The 15,599-nt window shown below is 74.2% G+C and carries 12 protein-coding genes and 1 pseudogene; 6 read left to right on the plus strand and 7 right to left on the minus strand.

What is annotated here, in order from left to right; genetic code table 11:
• Positions 1-158 precede the first annotated feature (158 nt).
• The 3 genes from ABB07_RS34795 to ABB07_RS41155 are packed head-to-tail and all read right to left on the minus strand — an operon-like array spanning position 159 to position 4,379.
• Positions 159-1,400 (minus strand): vWA domain-containing protein, encoded by a 1,242-nt coding sequence (locus ABB07_RS34795; RefSeq protein WP_208902439.1) that lies wholly within the window; start codon positions 1,398-1,400, stop codon positions 159-161.
• Positions 1,397-2,638 carry an AAA family ATPase gene (locus tag ABB07_RS34800; protein WP_208902440.1) on the minus strand — a complete coding sequence of 414 codons (1,242 nt, stop codon included), beginning with the start codon at positions 2,636-2,638 and terminating at the stop codon, positions 1,397-1,399. The genes ABB07_RS34795 and ABB07_RS34800 overlap by 4 nt, the downstream gene beginning before the upstream one ends.
• A gap of 46 nt (positions 2,639-2,684) precedes the next feature.
• Positions 2,685-4,379, minus strand: coding sequence for a hypothetical protein (locus ABB07_RS41155; RefSeq protein ID WP_244189612.1), 1,695 nt, complete (start codon positions 4,377-4,379; stop codon positions 2,685-2,687).
• Positions 4,380-4,600: 221 nt separating this feature from the next.
• Here ABB07_RS41155 and ABB07_RS34815 point away from each other — a divergent pair, with 221 nt between their 5' ends.
• Positions 4,601-5,437, plus strand: a complete 837-nt coding sequence (locus ABB07_RS34815) for a putative protein N(5)-glutamine methyltransferase (RefSeq protein ID WP_208902441.1) — start codon at positions 4,601-4,603, stop codon at positions 5,435-5,437.
• A 3-nt stretch (positions 5,438-5,440) separates the two neighbouring features.
• Here ABB07_RS34815 and ABB07_RS34820 read toward each other — a convergent pair whose 3' ends face one another.
• A complete protein-coding gene (locus ABB07_RS34820; protein WP_208902442.1) occupies positions 5,441-7,519 on the minus strand; it encodes a SpoIIE family protein phosphatase in 2,079 nt (692 codons plus the stop codon).
• Positions 7,520-7,859: 340 nt separating this feature from the next.
• Here ABB07_RS34820 and ABB07_RS34825 point away from each other — a divergent pair, with 340 nt between their 5' ends.
• Together ABB07_RS34825 and ABB07_RS34830 are read left to right on the plus strand one after the other, a co-directional pair.
• Positions 7,860-8,741, plus strand: a complete 882-nt coding sequence (locus ABB07_RS34825; protein ID WP_208902443.1) for a hypothetical protein — start codon at positions 7,860-7,862, stop codon at positions 8,739-8,741.
• A gap of 104 nt (positions 8,742-8,845) precedes the next feature.
• Positions 8,846-9,217, plus strand: coding sequence for a hypothetical protein (locus ABB07_RS34830; RefSeq protein ID WP_055709692.1), 372 nt, complete (start codon positions 8,846-8,848; stop codon positions 9,215-9,217).
• 29 nt (positions 9,218-9,246) lie between these two features.
• Here ABB07_RS34830 and ABB07_RS34835 read toward each other — a convergent pair whose 3' ends face one another.
• Entirely contained in the window at positions 9,247-9,660 is a 414-nt protein-coding gene (locus tag ABB07_RS34835; RefSeq protein WP_208902444.1) for a tautomerase family protein, read from the minus strand.
• Positions 9,661-9,821: 161 nt separating this feature from the next.
• Between ABB07_RS34835 and ABB07_RS34840 the strand changes: the two genes are divergently transcribed.
• Entirely contained in the window at positions 9,822-11,837 is a 2,016-nt protein-coding gene (locus tag ABB07_RS34840) for an NADPH-dependent 2,4-dienoyl-CoA reductase (RefSeq protein ID WP_208902445.1), read from the plus strand.
• Positions 11,838-11,869: 32 nt separating this feature from the next.
• Positions 11,870-12,415 (plus strand): PadR family transcriptional regulator, encoded by a 546-nt coding sequence (locus ABB07_RS34845; protein WP_208902446.1) that lies wholly within the window; start codon positions 11,870-11,872, stop codon positions 12,413-12,415.
• A 143-nt stretch (positions 12,416-12,558) separates the two neighbouring features.
• On the opposite strand, the gene ABB07_RS34855 is transcribed toward ABB07_RS34845, so the two are convergent.
• A complete protein-coding gene (locus ABB07_RS34855) occupies positions 12,559-13,134 on the minus strand; it encodes a hypothetical protein (RefSeq protein WP_208902447.1) in 576 nt (191 codons plus the stop codon).
• Between the two features lie 236 nt (positions 13,135-13,370).
• Positions 13,371-14,342 (minus strand): annotated as a pseudogene (locus ABB07_RS34860) (fibronectin type III domain-containing protein); the annotation flags it as partial.
• A 537-nt stretch (positions 14,343-14,879) separates the two neighbouring features.
• Here ABB07_RS34860 and ABB07_RS34865 point away from each other — a divergent pair.
• Positions 14,880-15,599 (plus strand): glycoside hydrolase family 75 protein, encoded by a 720-nt coding sequence (locus ABB07_RS34865; RefSeq protein ID WP_208902448.1) that lies wholly within the window; start codon positions 14,880-14,882, stop codon positions 15,597-15,599.

Here is a 15,599-nt window from a genome sequence, read left to right on the forward strand (position 1 = left end):
GGGGCTTCTGACCCGGTACCGACCCGGGCCCTCTGGCCCGGTACGGCCCAAGGACAGGGAGCGCGGCCGGCGACGGGCGGGGCTCCCTGCCGGCGTCTCTCCCGGGTGCGGTGAGCCGTGGGACTCGACCGCAAGCCTCTGTGCCGTCCGCCGGCCCCTCAGCTCCCTCCCGACCCGATCGTCACCACCCGGGCCCACGCCGGGGGCGTGTCCGGTCGGTAGTCGGGGTCGTCCTCGTCGTACGACCCACCGGACCGCGGGAACAGCCCCACCACCGTCCGGCATGAGGGCCGTTCGGCCGGCCACGGTGTCTGGCCGTCGGTCAGGACGACCACCGCGTCCGGCCGCGTCCGCAGCGCCCGGGCGAAGCCGGTGCGCAGGTCCGTCCCGCCGCCGCCCACCAGCTCGATGCCCTCCTCCCGGCACAGCGGCTGCACGGTCTTCGCCGCGGCATCGCAGGACAGCACGGTGACCAGGTCCCGTCGGCCGCCCACGGCCCGGCAGATGGCGGCCACCTCCAGCAGCGCGCTGCCCAGTTCGGCGTCGCTGACCGACCCCGAGGTGTCGATGACCACGCACACCCGGGGCGGCCTGCGCCGCAGACTCGGCAAAACCACCCCAGGCAGCCCGGCCGAACGCCGCGCCGGACGGCCGTAGCTGTAGTCCTCGCCCACGCCCGGGGCGGACATCGCCGACCGCAGCGCCGAGCCCAGCAGCTGGCGCCACGGCTGCGGCGGATGGAACACCTCCTCCGCCCACCGACGCCAGCCCCGCGGCGCGCTGCCCGGGCTGCCCTTGATGCCCTGCGCCACCCGGAACCGGACCGCGTCCCGCTCCTGCTCGCTCAGGCCGTGCGCGCCGTCCGGCCCCAGTTCCCAGCCCCGGTCCAGCCCGTCCGCGCCGCTGCCGCAGTCCAGCCAGGCCAGCCGCTCCAGCCGCGGACCCAGCCGGAACCCGGGCAGGTAGTCCTCCATCAGCCAGCCCGCGGGCAGCCCCAGTTTCCCGGGCGTCACCGCATCCTCCGGACACACCAGCCCGTCACCGAACACGTCGTCGTTGATCTCGCAGTCCGCGGCGATGTTCATGCGCAGCCGTTCCGCGGGCCCGGTCAGCTGGTGCTCGCGGGCGAACCGTTCGCTGCGCCCGTGATGGTCGCGCAGCAGATGCGCCACCTCGTGCACCCACACCGCCGCCAGGTCCGCCACCGGTGTGCGGTCCACGAACGCCGGGGAGACATAGCACCGCCAGTACCGGTCCACCCCCATGGTCGGAACCTCCCGCGACTCCACCGGCCGCAGAGCGAACAGCGCCGTCGCCAGATACGGCCGGACGCGGGCCGCGTGCAGCCGCGCGGCGAACAGCTTGCCGAGGTCCAGCGCGCCGGGCGCGTCCGCCGTCATCGGCGGGCGCCGGCCGTACGAGCGGCCTGGTCGGCCCGCCGGGACAGCGACACCACGCCGGCCAGCCGCTCGATCGCCGCCGGCACGTCCCAGTCCTCCCGGCGCAGCGAGGCCAGCGTGGTCGCCGGGACGACCACCACGTCCGGGGCGCCGGTCTCCATCGCCCGCACCAGCAAGGCCCAGGCCGCGTCCCAGCGGGCCCGCTCGGGGCGCCCCCGGACCGCGTCCACCACGCCGTCGAGCACGGCCTGCCGCAGATCCCCGCGCTCGGGCAGTTCCGCACCCACCGGGTCGGCGAGCAGCGTCTCGGGGTCGGGCAGGTCCATCCGGTCCAGGCTCGCCAGCAGCTCGAGCCCGGGGCCGTCTCCCACGGTGCCGCGGACCAGCAGCGACAGCACGTCCCGCGAGCATCCGGCGGCGGTCGCGAAGGCGATCAGCCGCAGGGTCGCCTCCCAGCTCCGGGGCGACGGCCACGCCCCGCCCCGGCGGCTCTCCCCGCTCGGCAGCCGGTGCACCAGCCCCGGCCGGGCGACGAGGAACCGGCACACCGCGCGCCGCGCGAAGGCCACGGCCTCGGGCAGCCGCTCGGCGTCGAGCCGGGGCAGGGTCGCCCGGGGCCAGGTCCCGCCGAGGCCCCGTACGACGACGTCGTGGTCGTGGGCCCACTGCAGATGCACGAACCGGTTGGCCAGGGGCGGGCTCAGCTCCCAGCCGTCGGCCGCCGAGGAGCGCGGGTTGGCGGCGGCCACGATGCGCACCCCGGGCGGCAGCCGCAGCGCGCCGATCCGGCGTTCCAGCACGAGGCGCAACAGCGCCGCCTGCACCGCCGGGGGAGCGGTGGACAGCTCGTCCAGGAACAGCAGTCCCCGCCCGGCCCGTACCAGCCGCACCGCCCAGTCCGGCGGGGCCATCGGGACGCCCTGCACCGCCGGATCGTCGCCGAGGACGGGCAGGCCGGAGAAGTCGGACGGCTCGTGGACGCTCGCGATCACGGTGGTCAACGGCAGGTCCAGGGCGCCGGCGAGCTGGGTGAGAGCCGCCGTCTTGCCGATGCCGGGCTCGCCCCACAGCAGCACCGGGAGATCGGCGGCCACGGCCAGGGTCAGCGCCTCCAGCTGGATGTCGGAGCGCGGTTCGGTGGCCGAGTCGCGCAGCAGGGCCGACAGGGCGTCGGCGACGGCGAGTTGGGAGGAGAGGGAAGGGTCTGCGGGCAGGGGCGTGGAGACGTACGAGGTCATGAGGAATCACCTTGGAAGTGTGAAGTGGGTTTGCTTGAAAGGGAGTTCAGAAGAACGTGACGGTGCGGGCCTGCCGCCGGGTGAGGCGGCGGCCTCGGCCGGTACGGCGGCTCGGGTGGGTGGAGGTGTCGCCGGGGTCGGTCAGACCGGCCCGGTACAGCCCATAGGCGATGCGCCGCTCGGCGGCCGCCGTGAGCTCGTCCCGCAGCGGCCCCTCGCGCAGCACGGCACCGGGACCCAGCAGGCCCTCGACCACGGCCAGGGCGCCTTCGGTGTCACCGTGGTCCAGCCGTTCCCGCACACCGGCCAGGCAGTCGGGGCGCCGGTGCGCCTCGTCGATGACCCGCAGACAGGGCAGCGGCGGTCCGCCGAGCGCGGCCAGCAGCTCCTCGCGCCGGATCTCGGCTCGGTCGTGGTCCAGTGCTACCAGGACCCCGTCGGCCAGGCCGATCCGGTGCGTGGCTCCCCGGCACTCCACCCGGCGCGCCCGCTCCACCGGATCCGGATCGCGGACCGCACCGGACGCCGTGCGACCGGGGACCAGCGCGGCCGCGACCAGGGGATGCAGCCGGTCCGCGCCGATCAGCCCGGCGCGCAGCAACTCCAGATCGGGCGCCACCCAGGTCGCCGCGTCGGGCAGCACCGGCACGGCGGAGAGACCGCCCGTCGGCACCTCGTCGACGATCCGCAGGCGCGGCACACCGTCCCCGTTCGCGACCCGGTACGGAAGCCCGGCCCGGCCATGCACCCCGTCGGCACCCGCTCCGCGCGGGAACGCGGCCGGATACGGCGCGTCACTCCCGTCCGCGACGTGGCGCGCCTGGCCATGGTGCCGTTTCCGGGCCGGGCCTGGCGTGCCGTCGTCCGGGTGGACCCCGCGCCCGTTCCCGGCCGAATCCGGCGCGTCGCCCCCGTCCGCGATATGGCGTGTCCGGCCACGCTGCCGTAGCCGGGCCGGGCCTGGCGCCCCGTCGGCCGGGTCCGGCCCGTGCCGCTGGCCGATCGGCTCCGGCGCGCCGCCCCCGTCCGCCGTCACCGTCAGAAGCACCCGGCGGCCGGCACCGAGCCGTACCGCGAAGGGGCCGCCGGAGTGTCCGTCGGCGCGCAGCAGGAGGCCCGCCTCGGCCGCCCAGCGGGCGACGGCGCAGCCGCTCCCGGGCGGGACGAGGCCCAGCGGATCGAGGTCCGGTGGTGCGGGACCGACCGCGCCGGACCGGGCGCGCAGCTCGCCGGACCTGCTCGCGTCCCACAGGTGCCGGTGCAGATCGAGCCGGTAGCGGCGGTGGGGGTGGGGATGCGGATGGCGGCCGGCGGGCGGATCGGCCGGGTCGAACAGGGCGAGGCCGATCCGCTGGCCGGCGTCCGCCCAGGCCGGCGGGGTACGGGCCACGAGGTGCAGCGGCCCGGCCCGGCCGGGCCGCTCGTACCGGGCCAGCGTCAGGGTCAGGCCGGGGCGCAGCAGCCCGTCGGGCGCGATCCTGGGCATGTGCCAGCGCAGCAGGTCCGGCGCGAGACGGCGGAGGTCGGCGCGGAGCCGGGCCGCGATCTCCCGGCCGTGGACGCGGGCCACGGAACGCAGATCGAGGTCGACGTCGATCCGGGCGGCGGCGCAGGCCCCCGCCCAGTCCCCGGCCGTACGGCGGCGGGTGGCGAGCTCGATCATGGACGGTGGCACGGCGTACGTCCGTACGCGCAGCCACATGGAAAGCCGGGAGTCCCCATGCGCGGTGGAAGGGAGCATCAGCGCTCACCTTGCGCGGACGGGACCCCCAATCTCTGCGAGGCGTGAGTCGTCATCGCGGCGAGCGTAGCCGCCCGCCCCACCCCGCGCCAGGTGTTTTTCCCGCCCGGGAGCGGGCCCCGCCGTGGGGTAGGGTGGGCGTCCGGTCGCGGACGGCGCACCGGCAGCGGTGACCGCGAGAGCGCCCTGAAGTCCCGCGCTCCGAAAGGCTTTCGGCCTCCATGTCTTCTCCTGGCTCTTCCCTCGGCTCTTCTTCCGGCGCTTCTTCCGGGTCTTCTTCCGGCTCCCTCTCTTCCCCCGCCGCCCTCGTCTCCGCGCTGCGCGCCGCCGGGTGTGTGTTCGCCGAGGACGAGGCGGAGTTGATCCTCGCCACCGCCCGCTCACCCGAGGAAGCGGCCGCGATGGTGGAACGGCGCGCTGCCGGGCACCCGCTCGAACACGTCCTGGGCTGGGCCGAGTTCCACGGAGTGCGGGTCACGGTGGAACCCGGGGTGTTCGTCCCCCGCCGCCGTACCGAGTTCCTGGTCGACCAGGCGCTGGCCCAGGCGCCCCGGGCGAGCGTCGTCGTGGACCTGTGCTGTGGGTCCGGCGCGCTCGGCGCGGCCCTCGCCGCCGCCCTGGACGGAGCCGAGGTGCACGCGGCCGACATCGACCCGGCCGCCGTACGCTGCGCGCGCCGCAACCTCGCCGCCCACGCGGGCCGGGCCCATCAGGGCGACCTCTACGACGCCCTGCCCGGCGCGCTGCGCGGCCGGGTCGGCATCCTCACCGCCAACGTGCCGTACGTCCCCACCGCCGAGCTGCCCCTGCTGCCGGCCGAGGCCCGCGACCACGAACCGCGCGGCGCCCTGGACGGCGGCGCGGACGGCCTGGACGTGCTGCGCCGGGTGGCCGCCGGGGCCCCCGAGTGGCTCGCGCCGGGCGGCTGCCTGCTGAGCGAGACCAGCGAACGCCAGGCACCGGCCGCTCTACAGGCCTTCCGGGACGCGGGGCTGAGAGCCCGTCCGGCGGTCTCCCAGGAGCTGTCCGCGCACGTGGTGATCGGCGTACTGCCGTAACCGTCAGGGGAGTTCCTGCGCCCGGGCGATGAGCAGGGCGACGTCGTCGTGGTTGGCGGGGTGGTGCAGGGTCCGCAGGAGGAGGTCGCAGGTGTCCTCCAAGGGCCGGGCGGGGTCGTCGAGCAGGGACAGCAGGAAGTCCAGGCGCTCGTCCAGGGAGTGGTACCGGGTCTCCACCAGCCCGTCGGTGTAGAGCACCAGCTCGTCACCGGGCTCGAAGTCGACGGTGACGGTGGAGAACGCGACGCCGCCCACGCCCAGCGGCACCCCGGTCGGCAGGTCGAGCAGCTCCGGCGGCCGGCCCGGGCGGAGACGGGCCGGCGGCAGATGGCCGGCGTTGGCGATCCGGCACTGCCGCAGATGCGGGTCGTGCACGGCGTACATGCAGGTCGCGATGGAGTGGTCCAGGGCCGACGTCGTCTTGTCCAGGTGCTCCAGCAGCAGCGCCGGATCGAGGTCCAGGGCGGCCAGCGTGGTGGTCGCCGTGCGCAGCCGGCCCATGGTCGCGGCCGCGCTGAGACCGCTGCCCATCACATCGCCCACCACGAGCGCGGTCTTGCCGCCCTCCAGCGGGATGACGTCGAACCAGTCGCCGCCGACCTCGCTGGTGGCCCCGGCGGGCTGGTAGCGGGAGGCCACCTCCAGGCCGGTGGTCACCGGCGGGCTGCTGGGCAGCAGACTGCGCTGCAGGGTGAGGGCGGTGTTGCGGGCGTTCTGGTACCAGCGCGCGTTGTCGATCTGCACGGCAGCGCGGGCGGCCAGCTCCCGGGCGAGCAGCACGTCGTCCTCGTCGAACGGCGCCGGAGTGCGGGTCCGTTTCAGGTCCAGGGCGCCCAGCACCTCGCCGCGCGCGATCAGCGGCACCGCGAGATACGAGTGCAGTCCCGCGCGGCCCAGCAGATCGGCCGCCTCGGGTGAGCGGGCGATGCGCGGCAGATCCTCGTCCTTGACCCGCGGCACCAGCACCGCCTCGCCGGTGCGCACGCACTCGGTGACCAGCCGGTCGGACCCGTACCGGGCGACCCGGCCGGGCGGGTCGGCAGCCCGTACGGCGTCCGTGTCGTCCTGCGGGCGGACCGCGAGGGCCCGGATCACCGCCTCCTCCGACGGACCGAGCGTGCTGGGCCGGCCCTCCACCACCGCGTCCAGCAGATCGACGGCGGCCACGTCGGCGAGTTCCGGCACCGCGACCTCGGCCAGCTCGCAGGCGGTGCGGTCCAGCTCCAGCGTCGTACCGATCCGGGCGGAGGCGTCTGCGATGACCGCGAGCCGGCGGCGGGCGGCCTCCGCCTCCAGGGAGGCCCGGTGCTGCTCGGTGATGTCGACGACCGAGACCGCGACGCCGAGCACATTGCCCATGGCGTCGTCGAGCCGGTACAGCGAATGCGCCCAGGTGTGGTCCTGGTCCGGGTCGGCGGGGGTACGGCCGACCAGCGTGTTGTCGATGACCGGCACCCCGGTCTCCAGCACCCGCCGGGCGTCGATCTCCACCGGCTCGGGGTTCAGCATGGGCAGCACCTCGCGCAGCGTCCGCCCGACGTGCTCGGCGGCCGGTACCCCGTTGATCTTCTCCAGGGCCGGGTTGACCGAGACGAACCGCAGCCGGGTGTCCAGGACGGCGTATCCGATCGGTGACTGCTTCACCATCCGCTCGGACAGCGCCACGTCCTGCTCCAGACGCCGTACGGTCGACTGGTCGGCGGCGAGGCCGAGCGCGTACACGTCACCCCGGTCGTCCAGCAGCCGCATGTTGCGGAACTCGACCACGCGGGTGGTGCCGTCCTTGTGCCGGACGGGGAAGCCGCCGGCCCAGCTCTGCCCGGTGCGCATCACATCGGCGAAGAGCTTGCCGACCAGTTCGAAGTGCCGCTCGTGGACCATGAGCCGGGCGGCGTACTGGCCGAGGGCCTCCCGCGCGGTGTAGCCGAACAGCTCCTCCGCCTGCGGGCTCCACAGCACGATGCGGCCGCTGGTGTCCAGCACCACCGACGCCACGCCCAGCACGTCGAGCAGCCCGCCCGGCCGCTCCGGACCGCGCACCGGCTCGCCGCCCTCGGTCACCGGAGCCTCGGCTGCGCTCATGCCATGTACCGCCTTCGCCCGTCCGCACGGCACGTCGTCCCCCGTGCCGACTCCCCTTGATCCACCGCGCTCACACCCGACTCTCCGGCGCCGTCGCCGGTCACCTCCACCATCTCTCACCACAGCGGTGCACGTCCGCCGAAGCCGCCACGCCGGGAGGGGACTTCCGTCCCGGACATCGTGCACGTCCCCACGGCGGACCGGGAGAGTTCACGCTCATGTTGCTGCATTGGCCTGTACATGACCATCGCACCACGCCAGACTGTCCGCCGACCGAGTGTCCCCGCCGCCCGGTCGTTCCTGCCCACCGCCCGCTGTCACCCAGTCCAAGGAGTCGGCCATGCCCGCGTCCGCCCGGCAACGTTGTCATCCAGTTCTCGCCGGACTCGTCACCCTCGCCACCGCCGCCGTCGTGTCCCTCGCCGCACCCGGGTCCGCCGCCGCGGCCGACACCTGGACGGAGACCGGCTCCGACCACGCCCGCGCGCTGGACGAGAGCCAGGGGTTGACCTCCGTCGAGGTGCCGGCGAACAGTCCCAACCGGTACACGGGTATCGGCACCATTCCCCTCGCTGTCTCCAGCCGGGGCTGGAACCACGTCGGTGACCCCGACGCCTCGTACAACGGCTACTACATCGAGCCCTACCAGCAGGACTCCGGCAACTCGAAGATGTACCGCGTGCAGGCGCCCGACGGCACCTGGTCGGAGTACGTCCATGCGCTGAGCCCCGGCGAGGCCCTGAACAACTCCTGGGACGCGATCTCGCCCGACGGCCAGTGGATGCTCTCGGGCGAGTGGGGCACGATGAACCGCCTGCTGGTCTTCCCGACCCCCGGGGTCAACCCGGCCACCTCGCCCTCGGCGAACCTCCCGCAGGTCTCCCGGGTCAACCTCGACCACGCCGTCCGCGACGTCCAGGGCTGCGACTTCTCCGGCCCCACCACCCTGCTGTGCTCCTCCGACGACCCGGACGGCAGCCTGTTCGGCCTCACCAAGCCGCTGCTCCAGATCGACCTGTCGGCCCCGCCGAACGGCTCCGGGGACGTCACCGGGCATGTCACCGCCCTGCGCCAGCTGCCGCTGCGCAGCTCCTGCTCGGGCACCTTCGAGGTGGAGGGCATCGACTACGACCGCCGCACCGGGATCCTGCGCGTGATCGTGATGTCGCCCGGCTTCTGCGTCCTCACGGACAGCAAGACGTACAAGTTCTCCCGCGGCTGAGCCCGCCTGGGGTGTGCCGACCGGCCGGTGGTGCTTTCCTAGGGGTGGACGCGGCTGGGCGGGGTACCCCCTTCCACCGCGGCGCGGCACGGAAGGAGCGATCAATGGCACACACGGAGCGGTCGCACCCGGAAACCGTCACGGTGGAGATCAGCGGTTCCAAGGAGGACGCACGCCTCGTCTTCGACGCGCTGAGCTCCTGCTTCGCGTCCGACCGGGGCGCGGACGAGATCCCTCAGCAGCTCCACGAGGTCCGGCCGATGGTGTGGCTGGGCACGTACGACGTCGCGGACGCCCGGGGGCCGGGCTGCCCGCCGGTCCACCTCGACGCGTCCGTCCAGGCGGACGTCCAGGGCGGCTACTGGGCCGTGGACCGGTTCCGGCACACCCTGGACTCGATGTTCGCCGTCGAGGAGACCTGCACGGCCTCCGGCGACCAGGAGCGGGACCTGCATCTGCGGCTGCGCAGCCGCTGAGCCTCCCCCGGGCGCCGGGCCGACAGGGCCTAGGAGGTTGCCCCGGCCGGCGTCACGTCGGCCGGGGCGTACTGTGCCTCACCGTCGCCGAAGGACCAGTCGACGGACGTGTTCTCGGTGACGGTGACGACGACATTGCGCGGCGCGGTGCCGGTGCGCTCGTGGACCAGCTCGGCGATCCGCCGGTAGAGCGCCCGCTTGCGCTCCGGGGGGCGCCCCGAGCGCATGGTGATGGCCACGAACACCACCGAGTCGTCCTTGCGCAGGCCCAGGTGGTCGCCGTAGCGCAGGGTGCTGGTGGTGCCGTCGTGGCCGGCCAGCACCTGGAAGCGGTCGTCGGGCGGCACGCCGAGCGTCTCCACCAGGGCGTCCTGGACGGCCTGGCCCAGGGCGTCGAGCCGGGCGGGGTCGGTGCCGAGCGCGTCTATCCGGACGAAGGGCATGGTGAGTACGTCCTTTCGGGCGGGCTGGAGTCGAGTCCGGCTGTACATACTAGTAGGTACAGAGTGGTCGGTGTCACCCCTCGCTGGTTGTGCAACTAGTTGCACAAAGGCGCGGGCTTCCTCTACAACAAGAGGCGACGACACCGCGCACGGAGGGCCCGATGAGCCGTTACCCGCACCTGATGACCCCGCTCGACCTGGGCTTCACCACCCTGCCCAACCGCGTGCTCATGGGCTCCATGCACGTCGGTCTGGAGGAGGCCGAGCGCGGCTTCGAGCGCATGGCGGCCTTCTACGCGGCCCGCGCGCGGGGTGGGGTGGGCCTCATCGTCACCGGCGGCATCGCGCCCAACGAGGAGGGCAGGCCGTACGAGGGCGGGGCCAAGCTCACCACCGAGGCGGAGGCCGAGCGGCACAAGGCCGTCACCGAGGCCGTGCACCGCGAGGGCGGCCGGATCGCGATGCAGATCCTGCACTTCGGGCGGTACGCCTACCACCAGGACCTCGTCGCCCCGAGCCCGCTGCAGGCGCCGATCAGCCCCTTCGTGCCGCGCGAGCTGACCGACGCCGACGTCGAGCGGACCATCGACGACTACGCCCGCGCCGCCCGCCTCGCCCGGCAGGCCGGCTACGACGGCGTGGAGATCATGGGCTCCGAGGGCTACCTCATCAACGAGTTCATCGCCGCGCAGACCAACCGGCGCACCGACCGCTGGGGCGGCTCCTACGAGAACCGGATGCGCTTCCCCGTCGAGATCGTCAAGCGGGTCCGCGAGGCCGTCGGCGAGGACTTCATCGTCATCTACCGGCTCTCCATGCTCGACCTGGTCCCGGGCGGCTCCTCCCTGGAGGAGGTGATCGCCCTCGGCAAGGCGGTCGAGGCCGCCGGAGCGACGATCATCAACACCGGCATCGGCTGGCACGAGGCCCGCATCCCGACCATCGCCACCTCCGTGCCGCGCGGCGCCTACACCTGGGTCACCAAGAAGCTCATGGGCGAGGTGTCCGTGCCGCTGGTGACCACCAACCGCATCAACACCCCGGAAGTCGCCGAGGAGTTGCTGGCGGGCGGTTACGCCGACATGGTGTCGATGGCCCGCCCGATGCTCGCCGACCCCGACTTCGTCAACAAGGCCGCCGCCGGGACGCCCGAGGCCATCAACACCTGCATCGGCTGCAACCAGGCCTGCCTCGACCACACCTTCAGCGGGAAGATCACCTCCTGCCTGGTCAACCCGCGCGCCTGCCACGAGACCGAGCTGGTGCTCTCCCCGACCCGGCTGAAGAAGCGCGTCGCGGTCGTCGGCGCGGGTCCGGCCGGACTCGCCTGCGCGGTCTCCGCCGCCGAACGCGGCCACGAGGTCACGCTCTTCGACGCCGCGGGCGAGATCGGCGGCCAGCTCAACGTGGCCCGCAAGGTCCCCGGCAAGCAGGAGTTCGACGAGACGCTGCGCTACTTCCGCCACCAGCTCGACGCGCACGGTGTGGACGTACGCCTGGACACCTGGGTCGGCGCCGCCGACCTGGACGGCTACGACGAGGTCGTGGTCGCCACCGGTGTCACCCCGCGCACCCCGGACATCCCCGGCGTCGACCACCCCCGCGTCCTCGGCTACCTGGACGTGCTGCGCGACGGCGCACCCGTCGGCGACCGGGTCGCCATCCTCGGCGCGGGCGGCATCGGCTTCGACGTCGCCGAGTACCTCACCGACGCCGGGGACAAGGCGAGCGAGGACCCGGAGACGTACTTCCGTGCCTGGGGCGTCGACATGGACTACCGGACGCCGGGCGGTCTCGCCGCGCCGCAGCGGCCCACCCCGCCGCGCCAGGTCCACCTGCTCCAGCGCAAGACCACCAAGGTCGGCGCCGGCCTCGGCAAGACCACCGGCTGGATCCACCGCACCGAGCTCAAGCACCGTGGCGTGACCATGGTCCCGGGCGTCCGCTACGACCGCATCGACGACGCGGGTCTGCACATCACCGTCGGCGAGGAGAGCACGGTGCTGGAGGTCGACACGGTGGTCCTGTGCACCGGCCAGGAGCCGCGCCGCGACCTGTACGAGGAGCTGGCCGCCGCCGGGCGCAGCGTCCATCTGATCGGGGGCGCGGACGTCGCGGCCGAGCTGGACGCCAAGCGGGCCATCAAGCAGGGCACGGAGCTGGCGGCGGCGCTGTAGGCCGCGGGCCGGCGGTCCCTAGGATTGAGGCCATGTCCCTCCCGCACGCGATCCTCACCGCCCTGCTGGAAAAGCCGTCGTCGGGGCTGGAGCTGACCCGCCGGTTCGACAAGTCGATCGGCTACTTCTGGTCCGCGACGCACCAGCAGATCTATCGCGAGCTGGGGAGGCTGGAGGCCGACGGCCTCATCCGCGCCCTGCCGACTCAGGCGCCGGCCCGCGGGCAGAAGAAGAGCTACGAGGTCCTGCCCGCGGGCCGTGCCGAACTGGCCCGCTGGACCGCCGCCGCGCAGGATCCCAAACCGCTGCGGGACACGCTGCTGCTGCGGCTGCGGGCCGCGGCGGTGGTCGGCAGGGCGGGCGTGGAGTCGGACCTGCGCCGTCATCTGGAGCTGCACCGGCGGCAGTTGGCCGAGTACCGGGAGATCGAGAAGCGCGACTTCCCGCCGGACCGGGACGCCCCCGAGGACCGGCTGCGCCATCTCGTGCTGCGGGCCGGCATCGACCTGGAGACCTTCTGGACCCAGTGGCTCACCCACGCCCTCGCGGAGTTCGCCGAACTACCGGAGGGCGACTGACCGGACTGCGCCGTCGGTGCGCCGGAGCCGGCCGCACGCCGTGCGCCAGAACCGGCCGCACACCTTGTGCCGGAGCCGGCCGCACGCCTTGTGCCGGAGCCGGCCGCACGGCTTTGTGCCGGTGCCGGCCGTACGGCTTTGTGTCAGAGCCGGTAGGGCTTCGAACGCCGCCGCAGGTACCAGCCCGTCGCGATGGCCCCGGTGCCCACCAGGGCCGCGCCGATGCCGAGCGTCAGCGGCCCGTAGTCCCGGGCGGCACCGCCCAGGCCGCCCAGCACGCCCCGGGAGGGCGCCGGCGAGGCCGTCGAGGAGGTTGTCGAAGAGGTCGACGAGGTGGCCGTGGAGGAGGTCGTCGGCCGGGAGCCGGACGAGACGTTCACCGCCTGGGTGCCCGCGGTGCTGCCGCTGGAGCAGACCACGACCACGGTGTACGTCCCCGGGCTCACCCCGGTCCAGGCCGCGGACTGGCTGACGGACGTGCCCGCCAGACTCACCTGCCGGCCCTCGGAGAAGTTCGCCTGCTTGCTGGTGAGCAGGGCCGCGTTGCCCCAGCTGCCGTTGATCTCGGAGCACGCGCTGGTGACCACCGAGATGGTGGACCCGGTCGTACTGACGGAAATGCCCGAGGCCGCGGCGGACGGTCCGGCGAGGGCGCCGGTGAGCGCCGCGGCGGCCGCCAGGGCCGGACCGGAGCGGGCGAGGAGTCGCGAGGTCTGCATGGACAGCAGCCAACGGGGCTGCGGGGGTGGCCGCACCCGGGAGGCGGCCGGTCAGGTGACGGATTCCGTCGGGCGGCGGAGAACGTGCCTCCTCGTCCGCGACGCCCGGGTGCCGGCGGGTGCGGCCTGTCCGCGGCAGGGCGCGCACCCGCAGTGGCGCCGCGGGTCGACGCGGCCCCGCGCCCCTGGGCCGGCTGCCGTGGCCGGCGTGGGGAGGCCGCCCTCAGCCGCCCTCGGCCGCCCGTCGTCACCGTTCGCTCCGGCGACCAGCCGCCCCAGGTGCCGTCCGGGAGCCGCGCCCGCAGCCGTACCCGGTGTTCCTCTCCGGCGGTCCGGCCGATGTAGAAGCTGTAGCCCGCCCGTCCGCGCGGGGGAGTGCCGCCCCACATCAGGGAGGTCGCCGCGGTGCCGTCGAGGCCGACCTGGTACTCGGTGATCACGCCGTCCACGCGCGGCGGGTCCCAGGACAGGTCGAGGTAGTACGCCCCGCCGGCCCGATGGGTCCCCAAGGTGAAGCCGGTGGGCGCGGTGTTCCGCCCGTCGTCGGTGCCCGGGGTGGTGAGGCGGACCGGGGTGCTCGCGGGGGAGAGGTTGTCGGCGGCGTCGCGGGACCGCACGGTGAAGACGTAAGCCGTGCCGGGACGCAGTCCGGTGACCACGGTCGCGGTCTGGTTCCCGCCGACACTGTGGATCTTCGCCCCGCCCTGGTACACGTCGTACGACACCACACCCCGGTCGTCCCGGGACGCGCCCCAGGACAGCTGGACCTCCCGGGCGCCGAGCACCCGCCCGGCGGGATGCGCCGGCCGGGTGGGCCCCGAGCGGTCCGCCGCCGTCCTGGCCGGTGTCCGTGCCCGCACCTGGCGGCTCGGCGGCCCGAGCCGCCCCTCGGTGTCCCGGGCCCGCACGGTGAAGGCGTACACGGTGGACGGCCTGAGCCTGGTGACGTCCACCATGTGCAGTGAACCCGGCACCTCCTCCGCCTTCGTGGTGCCGCGATACACCTCGTAGGCGCGGACACCGGAGCTGTCCGGCACGGCGTTCCACATCACGTGCACGCTCGTGGCGCTGCCCGCCCGCGCGGTGACCCCGGTCGGAGCACCGGGTGCCCGGCCTTCGTCGGCTTCGCCGGCCCGGCCCCAGCCGCAGGACGCGACCAGCAGCAGGACCCCGCAGACCGGCACGAGCGGCCACGGAACGCGTCGCACGGCTCTGCCTCCCCGGGGACGGCGGCATCGGCATTCATGTAAAGGTCCGGACCAATATGGCGCGGGGGGCACCGAAGCGGCAAGAGGGCCGTGTGGGTGACCACTACGGGGCCGCGTGGGTGACCGACCGGCGTCCGCGCGGGTGACCGATCCGGGGCCCGTGTTGGTGACCACGCCGGGACGTTCCGTATGCTGGGGCTCTCTGCGGCTGAACTACCCGAGAGGGCAGGGAAGTTCATGCCTGCGGCGCGGACACGCTGTCGTCGCCGATCCCGCGCCGACGCGGGTGGCCCGGGGATCCGGACCGGCTTCGGCCCGGATCCCCGGCCCCTGTTGTCGCGGGCCACCGCCGCCGCTCCGGAAGTCCCCCCGTTGTCCCTCCTCATGTCCCTCACGGGGCGTCAGAAGCCTGCTCCATCCGGCCTCTTCGGAGCGGGCCGGATGGCCGGAGGGCGCCGATGCGCACCAGAGTGGGCTGGATGTCCGCCGCACAGCGGCCGGACGTCCGCCCCGTCCCCGACGAGAGGGTCCCTCATCGTGCGTGTCCCGTCGCTGACGCCGGCCGTGGCCGGTGTCGCCCTGCTCGCCCCGGCCGCCCTGCACGCCCCGGCCGTGCTGCCCGCCCCGGCAGCCGACGGCCCACCCCGGCAACGGCCCGTGGCCCACAGCGAGGGTGCGGTGGCCGCCGCCGACCTGTTGGACCGGCTGGGCACCTGCCACCGGATCTCCCGCGGCCGGTACCGCACCGATGCCGGCCGTCCCGCGACCGTGCCCGTCTGCGGCACCCGGGACGCCGTCTACTGGAAGGCCGACCTGGACGTCGACTGCGACGGACGGTCCACCGCACGCTGCAACCGCCACACCGACCCGCAGTTCTCCACGATGACCGCCTACGAGCAGTCCGACGGCCGTCATCTCGACGCGGCGAGGCTGCCCTACATCGTCGTCCCGGCCCCCAGCCGCATCTGGAACCCCCGGAAGTACGGCGTACGGGGCGGCTCGGTCGCCGCCGTGCTCTACCGGGGCCGGGTGCGGTACGCGGTGGTCGGCGACATCGGCCCCCGCGACGTCATCGGCGAGGCCTCCTACGCCACCGCCCGGGGCCTCGGCATCCGGGCCGACCCGAGCGGCGGCGGGGCGCCCGCCGGGGTCACCTACATCGTGTTCCGGAACTCCCGGGTGCACCCCATCGAGAACCACGCGGCGGCGGTGTCCGCGGGCACGCGGCTGGCCAGGCTGTTCCTCGCGCACAGGTGA

Source organism: Streptomyces incarnatus (assembly GCF_001027185.1).
Classification (GTDB): Bacteria; Actinomycetota; Actinomycetes; order Streptomycetales; family Streptomycetaceae; genus Streptomyces; species Streptomyces puniciscabiei.